The 14,628-nt window shown below is 70.1% G+C and carries 13 protein-coding genes and 1 pseudogene; 2 read left to right on the forward strand and 12 right to left on the reverse strand.

Annotated elements, in window-relative coordinates; all coding sequences use genetic code 11:
• Positions 1-9: 9 nt before the first annotated feature.
• The 11 genes and pseudogenes from ACWH49_RS20030 to ACWH49_RS20080 form a co-directional block, all read right to left on the reverse strand.
• Positions 10-840, reverse strand: coding sequence for a phosphoenolpyruvate hydrolase family protein (locus ACWH49_RS20030; protein WP_448173064.1), 831 nt, complete (start codon positions 838-840; stop codon positions 10-12).
• Positions 841-852: 12 nt separating this feature from the next.
• Positions 853-2,067: a Tm-1-like ATP-binding domain-containing protein gene (locus tag ACWH49_RS20035; protein ID WP_448174372.1), complete on the reverse strand. Its 1,215-nt coding sequence runs from the start codon at positions 2,065-2,067 to the stop codon at positions 853-855.
• Between the two features lie 516 nt (positions 2,068-2,583).
• Positions 2,584-3,078 (reverse strand): annotated as a pseudogene (locus tag ACWH49_RS20040) (ABC transporter ATP-binding protein); the annotation flags it as partial.
• Positions 3,078-3,905 (reverse strand): ABC transporter ATP-binding protein, encoded by an 828-nt coding sequence (locus tag ACWH49_RS20045; protein WP_448173065.1) that lies wholly within the window; start codon positions 3,903-3,905, stop codon positions 3,078-3,080. The gene ACWH49_RS20045 and the pseudogene ACWH49_RS20040, both read right to left, overlap by 1 nt.
• 20 nt (positions 3,906-3,925) lie before the next feature.
• Positions 3,926-5,179: an ABC transporter substrate-binding protein gene (locus tag ACWH49_RS20050; RefSeq protein WP_448173066.1), complete on the reverse strand. Its 1,254-nt coding sequence runs from the start codon at positions 5,177-5,179 to the stop codon at positions 3,926-3,928.
• Entirely contained in the window at positions 5,176-6,321 is a 1,146-nt protein-coding gene (locus ACWH49_RS20055) for a branched-chain amino acid ABC transporter permease (RefSeq protein ID WP_448173067.1), read from the reverse strand. The genes ACWH49_RS20050 and ACWH49_RS20055 overlap by 4 nt, the downstream gene beginning before the upstream one ends.
• 23 nt (positions 6,322-6,344) lie before the next feature.
• Positions 6,345-7,292: a branched-chain amino acid ABC transporter permease gene (locus tag ACWH49_RS20060; protein WP_448173068.1), complete on the reverse strand. Its 948-nt coding sequence runs from the start codon at positions 7,290-7,292 to the stop codon at positions 6,345-6,347.
• Positions 7,289-8,572, reverse strand: coding sequence for an amidohydrolase family protein (locus ACWH49_RS20065; RefSeq protein WP_448173069.1), 1,284 nt, complete (start codon positions 8,570-8,572; stop codon positions 7,289-7,291). Before ACWH49_RS20065 ends, ACWH49_RS20060 begins: the two co-directional genes overlap by 4 nt.
• An 11-nt stretch (positions 8,573-8,583) precedes the next feature.
• Entirely contained in the window at positions 8,584-9,879 is a 1,296-nt protein-coding gene (locus ACWH49_RS20070) for a metal-dependent hydrolase family protein (protein ID WP_056468116.1), read from the reverse strand.
• 2 nt (positions 9,880-9,881) lie between these two features.
• Positions 9,882-10,679, reverse strand: coding sequence for an alpha/beta fold hydrolase (locus ACWH49_RS20075; protein WP_448173070.1), 798 nt, complete (start codon positions 10,677-10,679; stop codon positions 9,882-9,884).
• A gap of 3 nt (positions 10,680-10,682) precedes the next feature.
• Positions 10,683-11,549: a fumarylacetoacetate hydrolase family protein gene (locus ACWH49_RS20080; RefSeq protein WP_448173071.1), complete on the reverse strand. Its 867-nt coding sequence runs from the start codon at positions 11,547-11,549 to the stop codon at positions 10,683-10,685.
• 163 nt (positions 11,550-11,712) lie between these two features.
• On the opposite strand from ACWH49_RS20080, the gene ACWH49_RS20085 reads away from it, so the two are divergent.
• Positions 11,713-12,420, forward strand: a complete 708-nt coding sequence (locus ACWH49_RS20085) for a TetR/AcrR family transcriptional regulator (protein ID WP_056468123.1) — start codon at positions 11,713-11,715, stop codon at positions 12,418-12,420.
• Positions 12,420-13,280 (forward strand): alpha/beta hydrolase, encoded by an 861-nt coding sequence (locus tag ACWH49_RS20090; protein ID WP_448173072.1) that lies wholly within the window; start codon positions 12,420-12,422, stop codon positions 13,278-13,280. The genes ACWH49_RS20085 and ACWH49_RS20090 overlap by 1 nt, the downstream gene beginning before the upstream one ends.
• Here the strand turns inward: ACWH49_RS20090 and ACWH49_RS20095 are convergent.
• Entirely contained in the window at positions 13,277-14,623 is a 1,347-nt protein-coding gene (locus ACWH49_RS20095; protein WP_448174373.1) for an N-acetylmuramoyl-L-alanine amidase, read from the reverse strand. The two genes, ACWH49_RS20090 and ACWH49_RS20095, sit on opposite strands and share 4 nt — an antisense overlap.
• Between the last annotated feature and the right edge of the window lie 5 nt (positions 14,624-14,628).

A 14,628-nucleotide genomic window follows, 5' to 3' on the forward strand; every position in this document is an offset into this window, starting at 1 on the left:
CGTCTCCTGTTATCTCTTGATCTGCACGAAGCGCCGGGTGGTCTCGGTGAGCGCCACCTCGGTGGGCAGCCGCTCCATCGAGCTGGCGCCGTAGAAGCCATGACACGCAGGGCAGTGCGCGAGCACCGTCTGCGCGTCTTCGGGGGTCGCGATCGGGCCGCCGTGGCAGAGCACGATCACGTCGGGGTCGACGGCCTTGGCGGCGGCCGCCCACACGTTGATGCGGCCGATGCAGTCGTCCAGCGTCAGCGCGGTCTCGGCGCCGATCGCGCCGCCGGTCGTCAGGCCGAGGTGGCACACGACGATGTCGGCGCCGGCGCCGGCCATCGCGCGCGCATCGGCCTCGGAAAACACATACGGTGTGGTCAGGAGGTCGAGTGCGCGGGCCTGGCGAATCAGGTCGACCTCGAGGCCATAGCCCATGCCGGTCTCTTCGAGGTTGGCGCGGAAGGTGCCGTCGATCAGGCCGACGGTCGGAAAGTTCTGCACGCCGGAGAAGCCCAGGTCGATCAGCCGGCGCAGGAACTGCTCGGGCATCATGAACGGGTCGGTGCCGTTGACGCCCGCCAGCACCGGCGTGTGGCGCACGACCGGCAGCACCTCGCGCGCCATGTCGCAGACGATCTCGTTCGCGTTGCCGTAGGCCAGCAACCCGGCCAGCGAACCGCGGCCGGCCATGCGGTAGCGGCCCGAGTTGTAGATCACGATCAGGTCGATGCCGCCGGCCTCCTCGCACTTGGCGGACAGGCCGGTGCCGGCGCCGCCGCCGATGATCGGCTGGCCGGCGGCGATCTTGGCGCGGAAGCGGGCGAGCAGTTCGGTGCGGGCGATGCGCGGCATGGTATGGGCGGGTCAGGCGCGGCGCGCGGCCGCGGGTTGGGCGATCTCGCGCCAGGCGACGACGAGCGCGTCGGCGAACGCCTCCTCGTTGATGTGCAGCGGCAGGCGGATCAGCTTCCGGTCGATGCCGCCGCGGAAATCCTGTTCGATCGCCGCGAACAGCGCGCGGTCGGCCTCCGGGTCGTGGAACGGCTGACCGGGCCGGTCGATCGCCGAGACGCCGCCCTCGGGGATCAGGAAGCGCACCGGCCCGCGCATCGCGTTCAGCTTGGCGGCGATGAACGCGCCGATCGCGCGGTTCTCGTCGATCGTGGTCCGCATCAGCGTCACGGTCGGGTTGTGGCGGTACAGCTTGCGGGCGCGGAAACGCTCGGGCACCGTGTCCCAGGCGCCGAAGTTCACCATGTCGAGCGCGCCGCACGAGCCGACGTAGGGCAGGGCGTGGCGCGCGAACACGTCGAGCCGCGTCGGCCCGGCCGACAACGCGCCGCCGGCGATCTCGTCGGCGATCTCGGTGGTGGAGACGTCGATCGCACCGGCGAGCAGGCCCGAGTCGGCCAGCTTTTCCATCGACTGGCCGCCGACGCCGGTGGCGTGGAACACCAGGCAGTCGTACTCCGCTTCGAGCCGCTTCGTCACCGCCTGCACGCACGGGGTCGTGACGCCGAACATCGTCAGGCCGAGCGCCGGCTTGGTGATGTCCGAGGCCGGGGCAGGGTGCGCGATCATGCCGGCCAGTGCGTGGGCGGCGTTCGCGAGCACCTTCTCGCTGATCCGGTTGATGCCCTGCACGTCGGTGACCGAATACATCATGCAGATGTCGCTCGGGCCGACGTAGGGGCGCGTGTCGCCGCTGGCCATCGTCGAGACCATCACCTTGGGGCAGCCGATCGGCAACGCCCGCATGCCAAGGCTCGCCATCGAGGTGCCGCCCGAGCCACCGGCCGAGATGATGCCGCCCAGGTCGCGCCGGGTGCGGACGAAGGCCTCGAACGCGAGCGCCATCGCCGCGGTCGACTCGCCGCGGTCGGTGCCGAACACCGCGGTCTCGCCGCGCGGGTGGTGGCGCGCGACCTCGCGCGGGTGCACGCTGGCGGTTGACGTCTTGCCGGAGGTGGACAGGTCGACCGTGACCACCCGCAGGCCGAGCCGGTCCAGGCACTGCCGCAGGAAGAACAGTTCGCGGCCCTTGGTGTCGAAGGTGCCGACGACGTAGGCCGCGCGCACGCTGCTGGCGGCGACCGGGAAGTCGAAGACCTGCGGTGCCGGCGCGGCCGCTGGGCGCGCCGGCTCGGGTGGCGGCGCAGCGCGCGGGATGTCGGCGGCCGGCGCGGCCGTGCCGCCCGCGTTCCAGCGGGTGAAGCCGCGCACCGTGTTCGGCGCGACGCTGTCGAGCGACGGCGCGCCGTCGCCGTGCGCGCGCCGCACGGTGTAGACCTGCATCGGCGCGGCGTCGTCGGGGGCGGGCGCTGCAGCGATACCGGGTTCGGCGTCGTCGGGGCCGCCCGAGCGCACGCCGAGCAGGCGCTCCTGCAACTCGCGGTCGGCCGCGAGCTGCGCGATCGGCAGCTCCTGCGCGATCCGGCCGTTCACCATCACGCCGATCCGGTCGGCCACCGACATCGCGACGCCCAGGTTCTGCTCGATCAGCAGCACCGCGATCTCGCCGTCGGCGGCGAGGTCGCGCAGCGCCTGCGCGACCTGCTCGACGATGACCGGCGCGAGGCCCTCGGTCGGCTCGTCCATCACCAGCAGCTTCGGCTCGAGCAGCAGTGCGCGGCCGATCGCCAGCATCTGCTGCTCGCCGCCCGAGAGTTGCGCGCCGCCGTTGCCCTTGCGCTCCGCGAGACGCGGGAACATCGCGTAGACGCGGTCGACCTCGCGCCGGTGGCGCGCCACCAGGCGCAGCGTCTCGTCGACCGACAGCGACGGCCAGACGCGCCGGCCCTGCGGCACGTAGGCGATGCCGCGGCGCGTGATCTCGTTCGGCGCGCGACCGAGGATCTCCTCGCCGAGCAGGCGCACGCTGCCGCGCGCCGGTACCAGGCCGGTGATCGCGTTGCACAGCGTGGTCTTGCCCATGCCGTTGCGCCCGACGATGCCGAGCACGCCGTGATCGATAGAGAGGTTGACCGACTGCAGCGCGTGGGCGCGGCCGTAATAGACATCCAGGCCCTCGACCACGAGCACCGGGCCGCGGGCTTTCGTCTCGTTGCGCTCCTTCGAGAACCAAGCCATCAGTGCTTGCTCCCCATGTAGATCGCCTGAACCTGTGCGTCGTTCTCGATCTCGGTCGGCGAACCCGTGCGCAACACGCGGCCGTTGTGCATCACCGTCACGCGGTCGACGACGCGCAGCGCGATGTCGAGGTCGTGCTCGATCAGCACGAAGCTCATGTGCGCCGGCAGCGAGGTCAGCAGCGTGACGAGCTCACGGCGCTCGGCCGGCGACAGGCCGGCGGCCGGCTCGTCGAACAGGATCAGCCGCGGCGCCCCGGCCAGCGCCATGCCGATCTCGAGCTGGCGCTGCTGGCCGTGCGCCAGGTTCGCGACCAGCTCGTCGGCGATGTGCGACAGGCGCGCGCGCTCGAGCAGGTCGTCGGTCGCCACGGTCGACGCCTGGTGGGCGCGCGGCCGCATGAAGCTGAACCGGCCACTGGCGACGCCGCGCACCGCGAGGAACAGGTTGTCGCGCACGGTCAGGTCTCGGAACAGCAGCGAGGATTGGTAGGTGCGCCGCAGCCCCTTGCGGATGCGCTCGTGCGGCGGCAGGTCGGTGATGTCCTCGCCGAAGAAATGGATCCGGCCCGCGGTCGGCGGGAAGTCGCCGGTGATCGCGTTGAACAGCGTGGTCTTGCCGGCGCCGTTCGAGCCGAGGATCGCGTACTTCTGGCCGGCGGCGACGTTCAGTGTCACGTCGTCGACGGCCCGCAACGCGCCGAAGGCCCGCGTCACGCCGCTCAGGGTCAGCGCGTCGCCGGAGAGCAGTTGCCCGCCGGGGTTCGTCGCCGATGCGGCCTCCGCGCCGCGCGGCGCCGCTGTCCTGAGCGAGGTGATCGAGGCCATCGTCGCGCTGCCTTCCCGACTTACTTCCTGCAGTCCGGCACGTCGCGGGTGCCCAGGCCCATCTTCTTGAAGTCCGCTTCCGGCAGGCCGAGCGTCTGCGAGATGTTCGGCACCGACTTGACGACCTTGTTGTAGAACGAGCCGTCGGCCGCCTTGGCCACCTCGGTGATGTAGGTCGTGCCGACGCCGTTGCGGTTGGCGTCGATCTTCACGTCGCCGGCCGGTCCCTTGAAGTTGGTCTTCTGCAGCGCGTCGCGGTACGCCTTCTGGCCGCCGGACAGGTCACCCTTGACCGCGTCGAGCGCATCGAGCGCAGCCTTGGTGTTGATGTAGTACAGGTAGGCGAACAGCGACGGGCTCGGGAAGCCGTCCTTGAAGTTCGCCTTGTAGTCGGCAACGAACTTCTTCCACTCCGGCGTGTCGATCGAATCGGCCATCGGCCCGGCCGAGGCGGTGCCGAGCAGCGACTCGCGGCGCTTGCCCTTGAAGTTCAGCACCGTCTGGTCGACCGTGATCGAGCCGCCGACCATCGGTTTGTCGCCACCGGCCTGCTCGTACTGCGTCAGGAAGTTGACGGCGTCCGAGCCGCCGAGCACGACGACCAGTGCGTCGATGTCCTTCGGGATCTTGGCGATCACCGACGAGTAGTCCTTGGTGCCCAGCGGCACCCAGGCCTTGTCGAGCACCTTGCCGCCCTTGGCGCAGTAGCTGGCCATGAAGCCCTGCACCTGCGAGTACGGGAAGCCGTAGTCCTCGGCGATCAGGTAGACCTTCTTGTAGCCCTTGCCGAGCGCGTGCTCGCCCAGGCCCACCATCCACTGCGCGCCCTCGGTGTTGAAGCGGTAGAAGTTCGGCGCCGGGTCGGTCAGCGTGGCCGCCTGCGCGCCGGACGAGCCGTTGATGAAGGTCACGTTCGGCTGCGTCTTCGCGTAGTTCTTGACCGCGATGCCTTCGTCGCCCGACAGCGGGCCGATCATGATCTGGACCTTGTCCTGCTCGACCGCCTTGCGGGTCGAGTTGACCGCCTTGTCGGGCGTCGCGTCGGACGAGACCTTGACGAACTCGATCTTCTTGCCGCCGGCCATGCCGTTCTTCTGCTTCAGCGCCAGGTCGGCGCCGCGCATGCCATCCTGCCCCGGCGCCGCGAACGGGCCTTCCAGCGAGGCCAGCAGCCCGATCTTCAGGGTTTCCTGGGCTTGCGCAAAGCCGACCACCGCGAACGTCGCCGCAGCGCCGATCAGGCTCCGCGCGAATACCTTGCCGTACTTGCTCATGTCTCGCTCCTGCTCTTCGTTGATGAATGCGGTCTGTGCCGCGGGTGAGTGACACGGTTCGACGACAGGCGAGTGCGCAGCTTCTGCCACAGCCCAAGCAGCCCGTCGGGAGAGAAGAGAACGATGGCGAGGAACACGCCGCCGATCACGAGGTTGAAGCGTTCGCGGTCGACCAGGTCGATCGCGAAGTTCTGCAGCAGCACGAACACGATCGCGCCGATGAACGCGCCGATCGGGTGCCGCATGCCGCCGAGCACGGCGACGATCAGGATGTTGATCATCGCGCCGGTGCCCACCGTGCCGGGGGAGATCCGGCCGTTGTACCAGACCATCAGCACGCCGCCGACCGCGGCAAGGAAGCCGGTGACCGCATAGGCGCCGACCCGGTGCGCGGTGACGTTGAAGCCCAGCGAGGCCATGCGCCGCGGGTTGTCGCGGATGCCCTGCAGCGCGATGCCGAACGGCGCGCGGATCAGGTGCTTGACGAAGAAGTAGCCCGCCACCGCGCACGCCAGCACCAGGAAGTAGAACGCCATCGGCTGTGCGAAGTCGATGCCGAACACCGTGGGTGCGGCGAGCTTGCTGAAGCCCTGGAAGCCGTTGAACAGCGTGTAGTTCTGCTGCGCGAGGTAGAAGAACGCGACGCCGATCGCCAGCGTGATCATGATCGTGTAGATGCCTTCGGTGCGCACCGAGAGCCAGCCGATCGCGGCAGCGAACACGGTGGCCAGCATGAGCGCGAACGCCAGCGCCAGCCACCACGGCCAGCCCAGGCTGATCGCGGCGTTGCTGCTGCTGCCGAAGATCGCCAGCAGGTACGCCGCGAAGCCGGCGACCGTCATCTGCGCGAGCGACACCATGCCGCCATAGCCGCCGAGGAAGGTCAGCGACAGCGCGATCAGGCCCAGCGCGAGCGACTGCGCGCCGATCTGGAACGTGAAGAACGGCGTCGCGAAGAACGGGTAGGCGAGCACGAACGCGGCGACGATCGCGTGGCGCCAGCGCACCGTGCGCAGCCGGCTCGCGAGCCAGGTATACGGGTCGGCAGAGGGCCGCGGCGCGGTGTCCGCGGGCCGCAGCGGCTGCACGACAGCGCCGTGCGACGCGCGCGCGGCGGTGGCCGCCGCCGCCGACGAATTCATCGCCCTGCGCCACTGCGCCGCGCTCACGTGTTCTTCCCCATCAGCCCGCGCGGCTTGAACGCCAGCGCGACGACCATGATCACGAAGGTGAACACGACGCTGTAGGTCGGCGCATAGGCCAGGCCGAACTGCTCGGCCAGCCCGATCAGCAGCGCGCCGATCGCGGCGCCGACGACGCTGCCCATGCCGCCGACGATCACGACGACCAGCGACGCCAGCAGGTAGCGCGTGTCCTCGCCCGGCGAGATCGACAGCGCGGTGCCGCCGACGACGCCGGCCAGCCCGGCCAGCCCCGCGCCGATCGCGAAGGTCAGCGCGAACACCAGCTGCACGTTGACGCCCGAGGCCGCGAGCATGCCGCGGTCGTCGACGCCGGCGCGAATCATCATGCCGATGCGGGTGCGGGCCAGCAGCAGCCACAGGCCGACTCCGATCGCGATCGACGCGAGCAGCACCGCGAGCCGGTAGGTCGGGAACTTGTTGACCAGCGGCAGCGTCGTCGAGCCGTAGATCCACGACGGCGGGTCGAAGGTGTAGATCTCGGCGCCCCAGATCCACAGCATCAGGTCGGCCAGCACGATCGACAGGCCGATCGTCACCAGCGTCTGGCGCAGGTCCTGGCCCTGCATGTGGCGGAACACGAGCAGCTGCATCGCCAGGCCGAGGATCGCCGAGGCGAGGAAGCCCGCGATCACCGCCAGCACCCACGAGCCGGTGCGCTCGCCGACGAACCAGCCGACATAGGCGCCGAACAGGTACAGCGAGCCGTGCGCGAGGTTGACGTTGCGCATCAGCCCGAACACCAGCGTGAAGCCGCTGGCGACCAGGAAGTACAGCGACGCGAGCGTCAACCCGTTCAGCAGCGTCTTGAAGAACAGCGACGGGTTGTCCGGAATCGCCCAGGCCGCGAACACGACGACCGGGCCGCCGAACAGCAGCCACAGCGCCCCCTGCTTGCGCGTCATCGTCATGCGGCCCGGCCCCACGCGCGCTGCGAGGCGATCGCCGGCGCCTTCGCGAACACGCCGTCCTTCATCACCGCGAGGATGCGCTTCGGGTCGCGCAGGATCGCCAGGTTGGCGAGCGGATCGCCGTCGACCAGCAGCAGGTCGGCAAGGTAGCCGTCCTTGACGACGCCGAGCTCGTCGGGCTTCATCATGATCTGGCCGCCGTACAGCGTGGCCGAGCGGATCGCCTCCATCGGCGTGAAGCCGAGGTACTTGACGAAGAACTCCAGGTCGCGCGCGTTCTGACAGTGCGGCGTGAACGCGAAGCCGTAGTCGCCGCCGGGCAGCACGCGGATGCCGCGCTTGTGCATCTTCGCGAGCGACTCCTGCGCGGCGTCCCACTCGATCTGGTAGCCCATCTGCGTGGCCATCGCGTTGGTGATGCCGAAGGCCTCGGCCTCGTACAGCATCGCGTAGAGGATCGCGATGCCGGGCGCGACGAACACCCGATCTTTGGCCGCCTCGAGCATGTCGAGCGCCTCGTTGTCGACGAAGCTCGCGTGGTAGATCAGGTCGATGCCGTGGCGCAGCGCCTGCTTGACGCTCTCGGACGAGCGGGCGTGGGCGATTCCGCGCTTGCCGCGGATCTTGACCTCGCGCATCGCGGCCGCCACTTCCTCGTCCAGCATCCAGGTCGTCTCGGATGGCGACTGCGGCGTGAAGTTGTCGCCCGACAGGTTCAGCTTGATCGAATCGACGCCGTACTTGAGGAACAGCCGCACCGCCTTGCGCATCTCGTCGGCGCCGCTGATGTTGACGCCGAAGCTGAACTCGGGGAAGGGCAGGTGCGGCAGCGTCTCGTCGCCCAGGCCGCCGAGCACGGTGATCTCCTGGCTCGCGGCGAGGTAACGCGGGCCGGGGATCTGGCCGGCGTTGATCGCGTTGCGGATCACCACGTCGAGCCGCGGCTTGGCGCAGGCGGCGCCGACGCAGGAGGTGAAGCCGGCCTCGAGGTAGCGCTTCGCGACCTTGGCGCACCACAGCACGTGCTCCTCGAGCGGCATGGTCTGGATGGCCGCGAGCGTGGCCGCGTCGTTCCACGAGAAATGGGTGTGGGCCTCGCACATCCCGGGCATCAGCGTGGCGCCGGCACCGTCGATCACCACGGCGTTGCCGGATGCGATCGGCGCGGTGCTGCGGCCGACCTGGCGGATGCGGTTGCCCTGGACCAGCACGCTGCCGGTGAACGGGTTCTGGCCGGTGCCGTCGAGGATGCGGACGTTGGTGAAGAGGGTGTCTGCCATCGCGATGCTCCTCACGCGGCCCAGCGCGTCGTCGACCGAACGGCGCCGCGCACGTCGGGCGCGCGGTGGAACTCGCCGTCCTTCATCACCGCCAGGATGCGGGCCTTGTCCTGCAGCACGGTGATGTCGGCGAGCGGGTCGCCGTCGATCAGCAGGATGTCGGCCAGGTAGCCCTCGCGGATGTAGCCGAGCACCTTGCCCATCCGCATCATCGGACCGCCCCAGGCGGTGGCCGACAGCAGCGCCTCCATCGTGCTCATGCCGACGTACTTGACGAAGTACTCGAGGTCCTTCGCGTTGGTGCCGTGCGGCGTCCACGCGAAACCGTAGTCGCCGCCCGGCAGGATGCGGATGCCGCGCTTGCGCATCGCGCGCATGCTCTCGATCGCCGCTTCCAGCTCCCGGTGGTAGCCCATCTTCTTCGTGACCTCGGGCGTCAGGCCCCACTCGCTGGCGTGGTGGCAGGTGTTGATCAGCCAGGCCAGCCCGGGGGCGATGAAGTGTTCGGTCTTGTGGGCTTCGAGCAGGTCGAGTGCCTCCTCGTCGGTGAAGCTCGCGTGATAGATCACCTCGATGCCCTGCCGCACGCATTGCTTGACGGCCCAGCTGGAACGCGCGTGCGCGGCGACGCGCTTGCCCCAGGCCTTGGCCTCCTCGACGCAGACGCGGATCTCCTCCGCGGTGAACTGGCTCATCTCGCTCGGCATGCCGGTGATCGACTCGCCCGAGAGGTTGATCTTCACGGAGTCGACGCCGTACTTCGCGAACATCCGCACGCAGCGGCGCATCTCCTCCGCGCCGCTGACGATCGCGCCGAACGCGAACTCCGGCTGCGGCAGGTGCGGCTGCGTCGTGTCGCCCAGGCCGCCGGGCACGGTGATCTCCTGGCTGGCGGCGAGGTAGCGCGGGCCGACGATCGTGCCGTCGTTGATCGCGTTGCGGGTGACCACGTCCAGCCGGGGCTTCGCGGCGGCGGCGCCGACGCAGCTGGTCCAGCCCATGTCGAGGTAGCGCTTCGCGACCTCGGCGCACCACAGGATGTGCTCCTCGGGCGGCATGCGCTGGATCGCGTCGAGACTCGGCTGGTCGTTCCACGAGAAATGGGTGTGGGCCTCGACCATGCCAGGCATCAGGAACGCGCCGGCCCCGTCGATCACCTGCGCGCCGGCGACCGGCATCGAGCGGGCGCCGAAACCGGTGCGCGTGACGCGCGAGATGCGGTTGCCCTGCACCAGCACGTCGCCGGTGAACGGCGCCTCGCCGCCGCCATCGAAGACGCGCACGTTGGTGAACATCACGTCGGCCATGCTCAACTCCTTGCGTGGGCGGCCAGGAACTCGCGCAACTCGCGCTGGCAGTCCTCGGGCCGCTCGATCGGCGTCCAATGGCCGCATCGCGGCAAGACGACGACCCGGGTGTTCCTTGCGGCGTGCAGCCGGTCGGCCATCGCGCGCACCGACTGCGGCGGCGCCACGCCGTCCTCGTCGCCGGTGACCAGCAGCACCGGCGCGGCGATCGTCTCGACCGCGGCCGGCTGCGCGCCGGCCAGCGCCTCGCAGCTGCGCGCATAGGCGTCGCCGTCCTGCCGCATCAGGCTCTCGCGCACGAACGCGACCGCCACCGGCAGGCGCTGGCGCGTGTCCGCGGAAATCGCCGCATTCAGCAACGCCTGGGTGATCTCGTGCATCGCGGCCAGGCCTTCGCGCGCCTTGGCGGCGCGCGCCTTCATCGCCGTGCGTGCCGCGTCGGGCGGCGCGATCAGCGGGCCGAACAGCGCGACCGAAGCGACGAGCTTGGGATGCGCCGCGGCGATGTGCTGCACGACGATCGTGCCCATCGAATGGCCGAGCCAGTGCGCCCGCTCGATCCCGAGCCGCTGGCACACGTCGAGCACCGCGGCGACGTAGCCTTCGATCGACAGGGCGCCTTCGACCCGCTGCGACCGACCGCTGCCCGGCAGGTCGATGCGAATGACCCGGTGGCGCGCCAGCGCCGGCATCAACGGCGTCCACGTGTTGGAGCTGCCGCCCAGGCCGTGCACGCAGACGACGACCGGGCCTTCGCCGTCGTCGTCCACCGCGATGCGGTCGATCAGGTGGAATGCCATGGCCTACTCGAACCGGTTCTCGATGACGCCGATGCCGTCGATCTCGATGCGCACGACGTCGCCGCGCTTCAGCCATTGCGGCGGCTTCAGCCCCATGCCGACGCCGGCCGGCGTGCCGGTGGCGATCACGTCGCCGGGGTAGAGCGTGATGCCGCGCGAACAGGTCTCGATCAGGCTCGGGATGTCGTGGATCAGGTCCTTCGTCGAACCGTCCTGCCGCAACGCGCCGTTGACCCAGCCCCGCACGCGCGTGTCACGGCCATCGAGCTCGTCCGCGGTGACGATCCACGGGCCCATCGGGCAGAAGGTGTCGAAGCTCTTGCCGAGGTCCCACTGCTGGTGGCGCATCTGCACGTCGCGCGCGGTCACGTCGTTGACGATGGTGTAGCCGAACACGTGGTCCATCGCGTGCGAGCGTGGGATGTCGCGCCCGCCGCGCCCGATCACCACGGCCAGTTCCGACTCGTAGTCGATCTGCGCCGACACCTGCGCGCCCGGCAGGCGCACCGTACCGAACGGGCCGACCACGCACTGCGGCAGCTTGGTGAAGACGATCGGCCACGGGTCCTCGAGCGGCATGGACTCGCGGAACACCGTGCCGGCCAGTTCCTTCGCATGGGCGTGGTAGTTGCGGCCGACGCAGAACAGGCTGCGCAGCGGCACAGGCAGCGGCGCGCGCAGCGCGAGCACCTCGACCGGCAGCCGGGCACTCGACGGCGAGGGCAGGGGCTCGCCGCGCGCCAGCGCTTCGATCAACGCCAGCACGCCACGCGCCGGGTCGGCGACCGCGAGCGGCGTTGCCTCTCGACCGTCCGGCGAGATCGTGCCGACGTGATCGCGTCCGCCCCATTGCCAGCTGGCCATGCGCATCGAGTCTTGTCTCCGTGGTGCCCCGCGGTTCTTGCCGACAGTCCGGCCGACGCGGGATCGGTGAATATGAGACTTGCGTCTCAAATCGGGATCGGTGCATCATACGTGCCGACCCCCGACCTCTACAAGCGATGCCATCCCTTCCCGACCCCGGACAAACCCCATGGCACGCCTGAAGCACCAGCCGAGCGAGGCCCCGCTACCGCCCGAGCGCGGCGTCAAGGCCGCGACCTTCCGGTTGCTGCTCGACACCGCGATGAACATCATCCGGCAGAGCGGTCACATCCCGTCGGTGGCCGAGGTCGCGGTGCGCTCGAACGTGTCGCGGGCGACCGCCTACCGTTACTTCCCCAGCCGCAGCGCGCTCGTCACCGCGGTGATCGACAGCTCGCTCGGCCCGGTTCGGATCCTGGCGTCCGACAACCCGAGCGGGCGCGAACGGGTGCACGAACTGTTCGCGCAGACCTTCCCGCGTTTCAAGGAGTTCGAGGCACAGCTGCGCGCGGCCGCGCAGCTGTCGCTCGAGCAGTGGGCGCTGGAGCGCGCCGGCCTGCTCGAGGAGGAGCCTTACCGGCGCGGCCACCGCGTGCGCATCCTGCAGCACGCGATCGAGCCGCTCGCGCCGCTGATGACCGCGGCGACGCGCGACCGGCTGCACCGGGCGCTGTCGGTCGTCTACGGCATCGAGCCTTACGTGATCCTGAAGGACATCTGGGGCCTGCCCGATCGCGAGGTCGAGCGTGTCGCGCTGTGGATGGCCGACGCGCTGATCGACGCGGCGCTGCGCGAATCGGGCCACGTGCCGGCCCGGCACCGGGCCAAGTCGAACGGTGTCAGGACGAACGGCGCCAAGCGGCCGGCGGTCGCGTGATGGACATGGCCCCTGATCGACCTTCGCCCGCGTGGTTCGACGCGCAGTACAACAACCGGGCGCGTATTCCGGAGCATCCCGCCATCCTCGCGCATTGGTATGACGAATCCGTTCGTGCCCGCGCGGCGAGCCCGCTCATGGTGGAGGCGGCGTACGGCGACGATCCGGCCGAACGGCTCGACGTGTTCCCTGCAACGGCGCCCGGATCGCCGGTGCTGGTCTACATCCACGGCGGCTACTGGCGCGCGCTGGGCAAGCGGGATCAGAGCTTCATCGCGCCGCCGTTCGTCGCGGCCGGGGCGATGGTGGTGTTGCCGGGCTACGCGTTGTGCCCGGCGGTCAGCGTCGAGCAGATCGTGATGCAGATGGTGCGGGCACTGGCCTGGGTGCACCGGCACGCGGCCGAGTACGGCGGCGATCCTCGACGCATCGTCGTCGCGGGCCACTCGGCCGGCGGTCATCTCGCGGCGATGATGCTGGCGTGCGACTGGCGCGCGGCGGCGCCGGACCTGCCGGCCGATCTGGTGAAGGCGGCGCTGCCGATCTCCGGTCTGTTCGAGATGGAGCCGCTGCGACACGCGCCGTTCCTTGCGCCGGACCTGAACCTGACGGCCGCCTCGGCGCGGCGTCTGAGTCCGGCGTTCATGCCGCAGCCACATGGCCGGATGGTCACGGTGGTCGGCGGCGACGAGAGCGAGGAGTTCCTGCGCCAGTCCGCGCTGATCGCCGAGCGGTGGCCGCGCACGGTGATCGGCGCGGAGATCGTGCCGCAGCGCAACCACATGAGCGTGCTGCAGGCGCTGGTCGATCCGTCATCTCGAACGCACGCACGCGCGCTGCAGCTGCTCCGTCTGGCTTAGAGCTGGCGCGATCTGGCCAGCGGCGGGTTCTTCGCGAAGTAGCGCTGGATCCCGACGCCGAGCGCGTGCACCAGCTGCGCCTGATACGCGGGGTCGCGCAGCTTGGCTTCCTCTTCCGGGTTCGAGATGAACGCGGACTCGACCAGGATCGACGGGATGTCGGGCGCCTTCAGCACCGCGAAACCGGCCTGCTCGACGCTGCCCTTGTGCAGCTTGCCGACCCGGCCGATCTGCCCCAGCACTTCGCCGCCGAGCCTCAGGCTGTCCCGGATCTGCGCGGTGGTGCTCATGTCGAGCAGCGCGCGCAGCACGGCGGCATCCTTGGCCTTGACGTTGACGCCGCCGATCGCGTCGGCGGCGTTCTCGCGGTTGGCCATCCAGCGCGCGGCGGCGCTGCTGGCGCCGCCCTGGCTCAACGCGAACACCGACGCGCCGCGCGCCTGCGGGGTGATGAAGGCATCGGCGTGGATCGAGACGAACAGGTCGGCCTGCACGCGCTGCGCCTTGCGTACCCGCTCGTGCAGCGGCACGAAGAAGTCGGAGTCGCGGGTCAGCATCGCGCGCATGTTGGGCATCGCGTTGATGCGGTCGCGCAACTGCAGCGCGATCTGCAGCACCACGTCCTTCTCGTGCAGGCCGCTCGGGCCGCTCGCGCCGGGGTCCTCGCCGCCGTGGCCGGGGTCGATCGCGACGACGATCAGCCGGTCGATCTTGCCCTGCACCGAAGGTGGCAGCGGCGCGGGCGTCTGCACCTGCGGCGGCGGGATCGGCGTGGCGGCGATGGGCGGCAGCGCCGCGCCCGGCGCCGGCGGAAGTTGCGCGACCGGCGGGTTGGCGGTGCCGGGCGGCTGCTCCATCTTGCCGATGAACTCGCCGAGCGCGTCCTGCACCGCCTTGGCAGCCTGTTTCTCCGAGACTTCGCGCTCGCGGATCAGCGCGAGCAGCGGGTCGCGCTCCTGCGTCGGGTACAGGTCGAACACGAGCCGGTGCTGGTAGGCCGCGACCGGCGCGAGCGTGAACAGCTGCGGCGCGGTCGGCTGCTTCAGGTCGATCACCAGGCGCACGACGCGCGGCTGGTTCTGGCCGGCGCGCACGCCGGCGATGAACGGGTCGTCGGCGCGGACCTTGCCGACCAGGTCGCGCAATGCCGGACTGAGCTCGAGGCCGTCGATGTCGATCACGAGCCGACTCGGGTTCTCGGCCATGAAATGCTTCTGTGCGAGCGGCTGGTCGGACTCGATCGTCACGCGGGTGTAGTCGGCCGCCGGCCAGACCCGCACCGCGACGATGCTGGCGCCGAAGGCGATCTCGCTCGCACCGATCGACAGCGCGAGCACGCCCATCGAGC

This window comes from Rhizobacter fulvus (assembly GCF_964020785.1).

Coding starts and splice junctions, on each gene's coding strand:
- ACWH49_RS20030 (WP_448173064.1), bottom strand. CDS start 840: ATGCCGCGCATCGCCCGCACCGAACTGCTCGCCCGCTTCCGCGCCAAG.
- ACWH49_RS20045 (WP_448173065.1), bottom strand. CDS start 3,905: ATGGCCTCGATCACCTCGCTCAGGACAGCGGCGCCGCGCGGCGCGGAG.
- ACWH49_RS20050 (WP_448173066.1), bottom strand. CDS start 5,179: ATGAGCAAGTACGGCAAGGTATTCGCGCGGAGCCTGATCGGCGCTGCG.
- ACWH49_RS20055 (WP_448173067.1), bottom strand. CDS start 6,321: ATGAATTCGTCGGCGGCGGCGGCCACCGCCGCGCGCGCGTCGCACGGC.
- ACWH49_RS20060 (WP_448173068.1), bottom strand. CDS start 7,292: ATGACGATGACGCGCAAGCAGGGGGCGCTGTGGCTGCTGTTCGGCGGC.
- ACWH49_RS20065 (WP_448173069.1), bottom strand. CDS start 8,572: ATGGCAGACACCCTCTTCACCAACGTCCGCATCCTCGACGGCACCGGC.
- ACWH49_RS20070 (WP_056468116.1), bottom strand. CDS start 9,879: ATGGCCGACGTGATGTTCACCAACGTGCGCGTCTTCGATGGCGGCGGC.
- ACWH49_RS20075 (WP_448173070.1), bottom strand. CDS start 10,679: ATGGCATTCCACCTGATCGACCGCATCGCGGTGGACGACGACGGCGAA.
- ACWH49_RS20080 (WP_448173071.1), bottom strand. CDS start 11,549: ATGCGCATGGCCAGCTGGCAATGGGGCGGACGCGATCACGTCGGCACG.
- ACWH49_RS20085 (WP_056468123.1), top strand. CDS start 11,713: ATGGCACGCCTGAAGCACCAGCCGAGCGAGGCCCCGCTACCGCCCGAG.
- ACWH49_RS20090 (WP_448173072.1), top strand. CDS start 12,420: ATGGACATGGCCCCTGATCGACCTTCGCCCGCGTGGTTCGACGCGCAG.
- ACWH49_RS20095 (WP_448174373.1), bottom strand. CDS start 14,623: ATGGGCGTGCTCGCGCTGTCGATCGGTGCGAGCGAGATCGCCTTCGGC.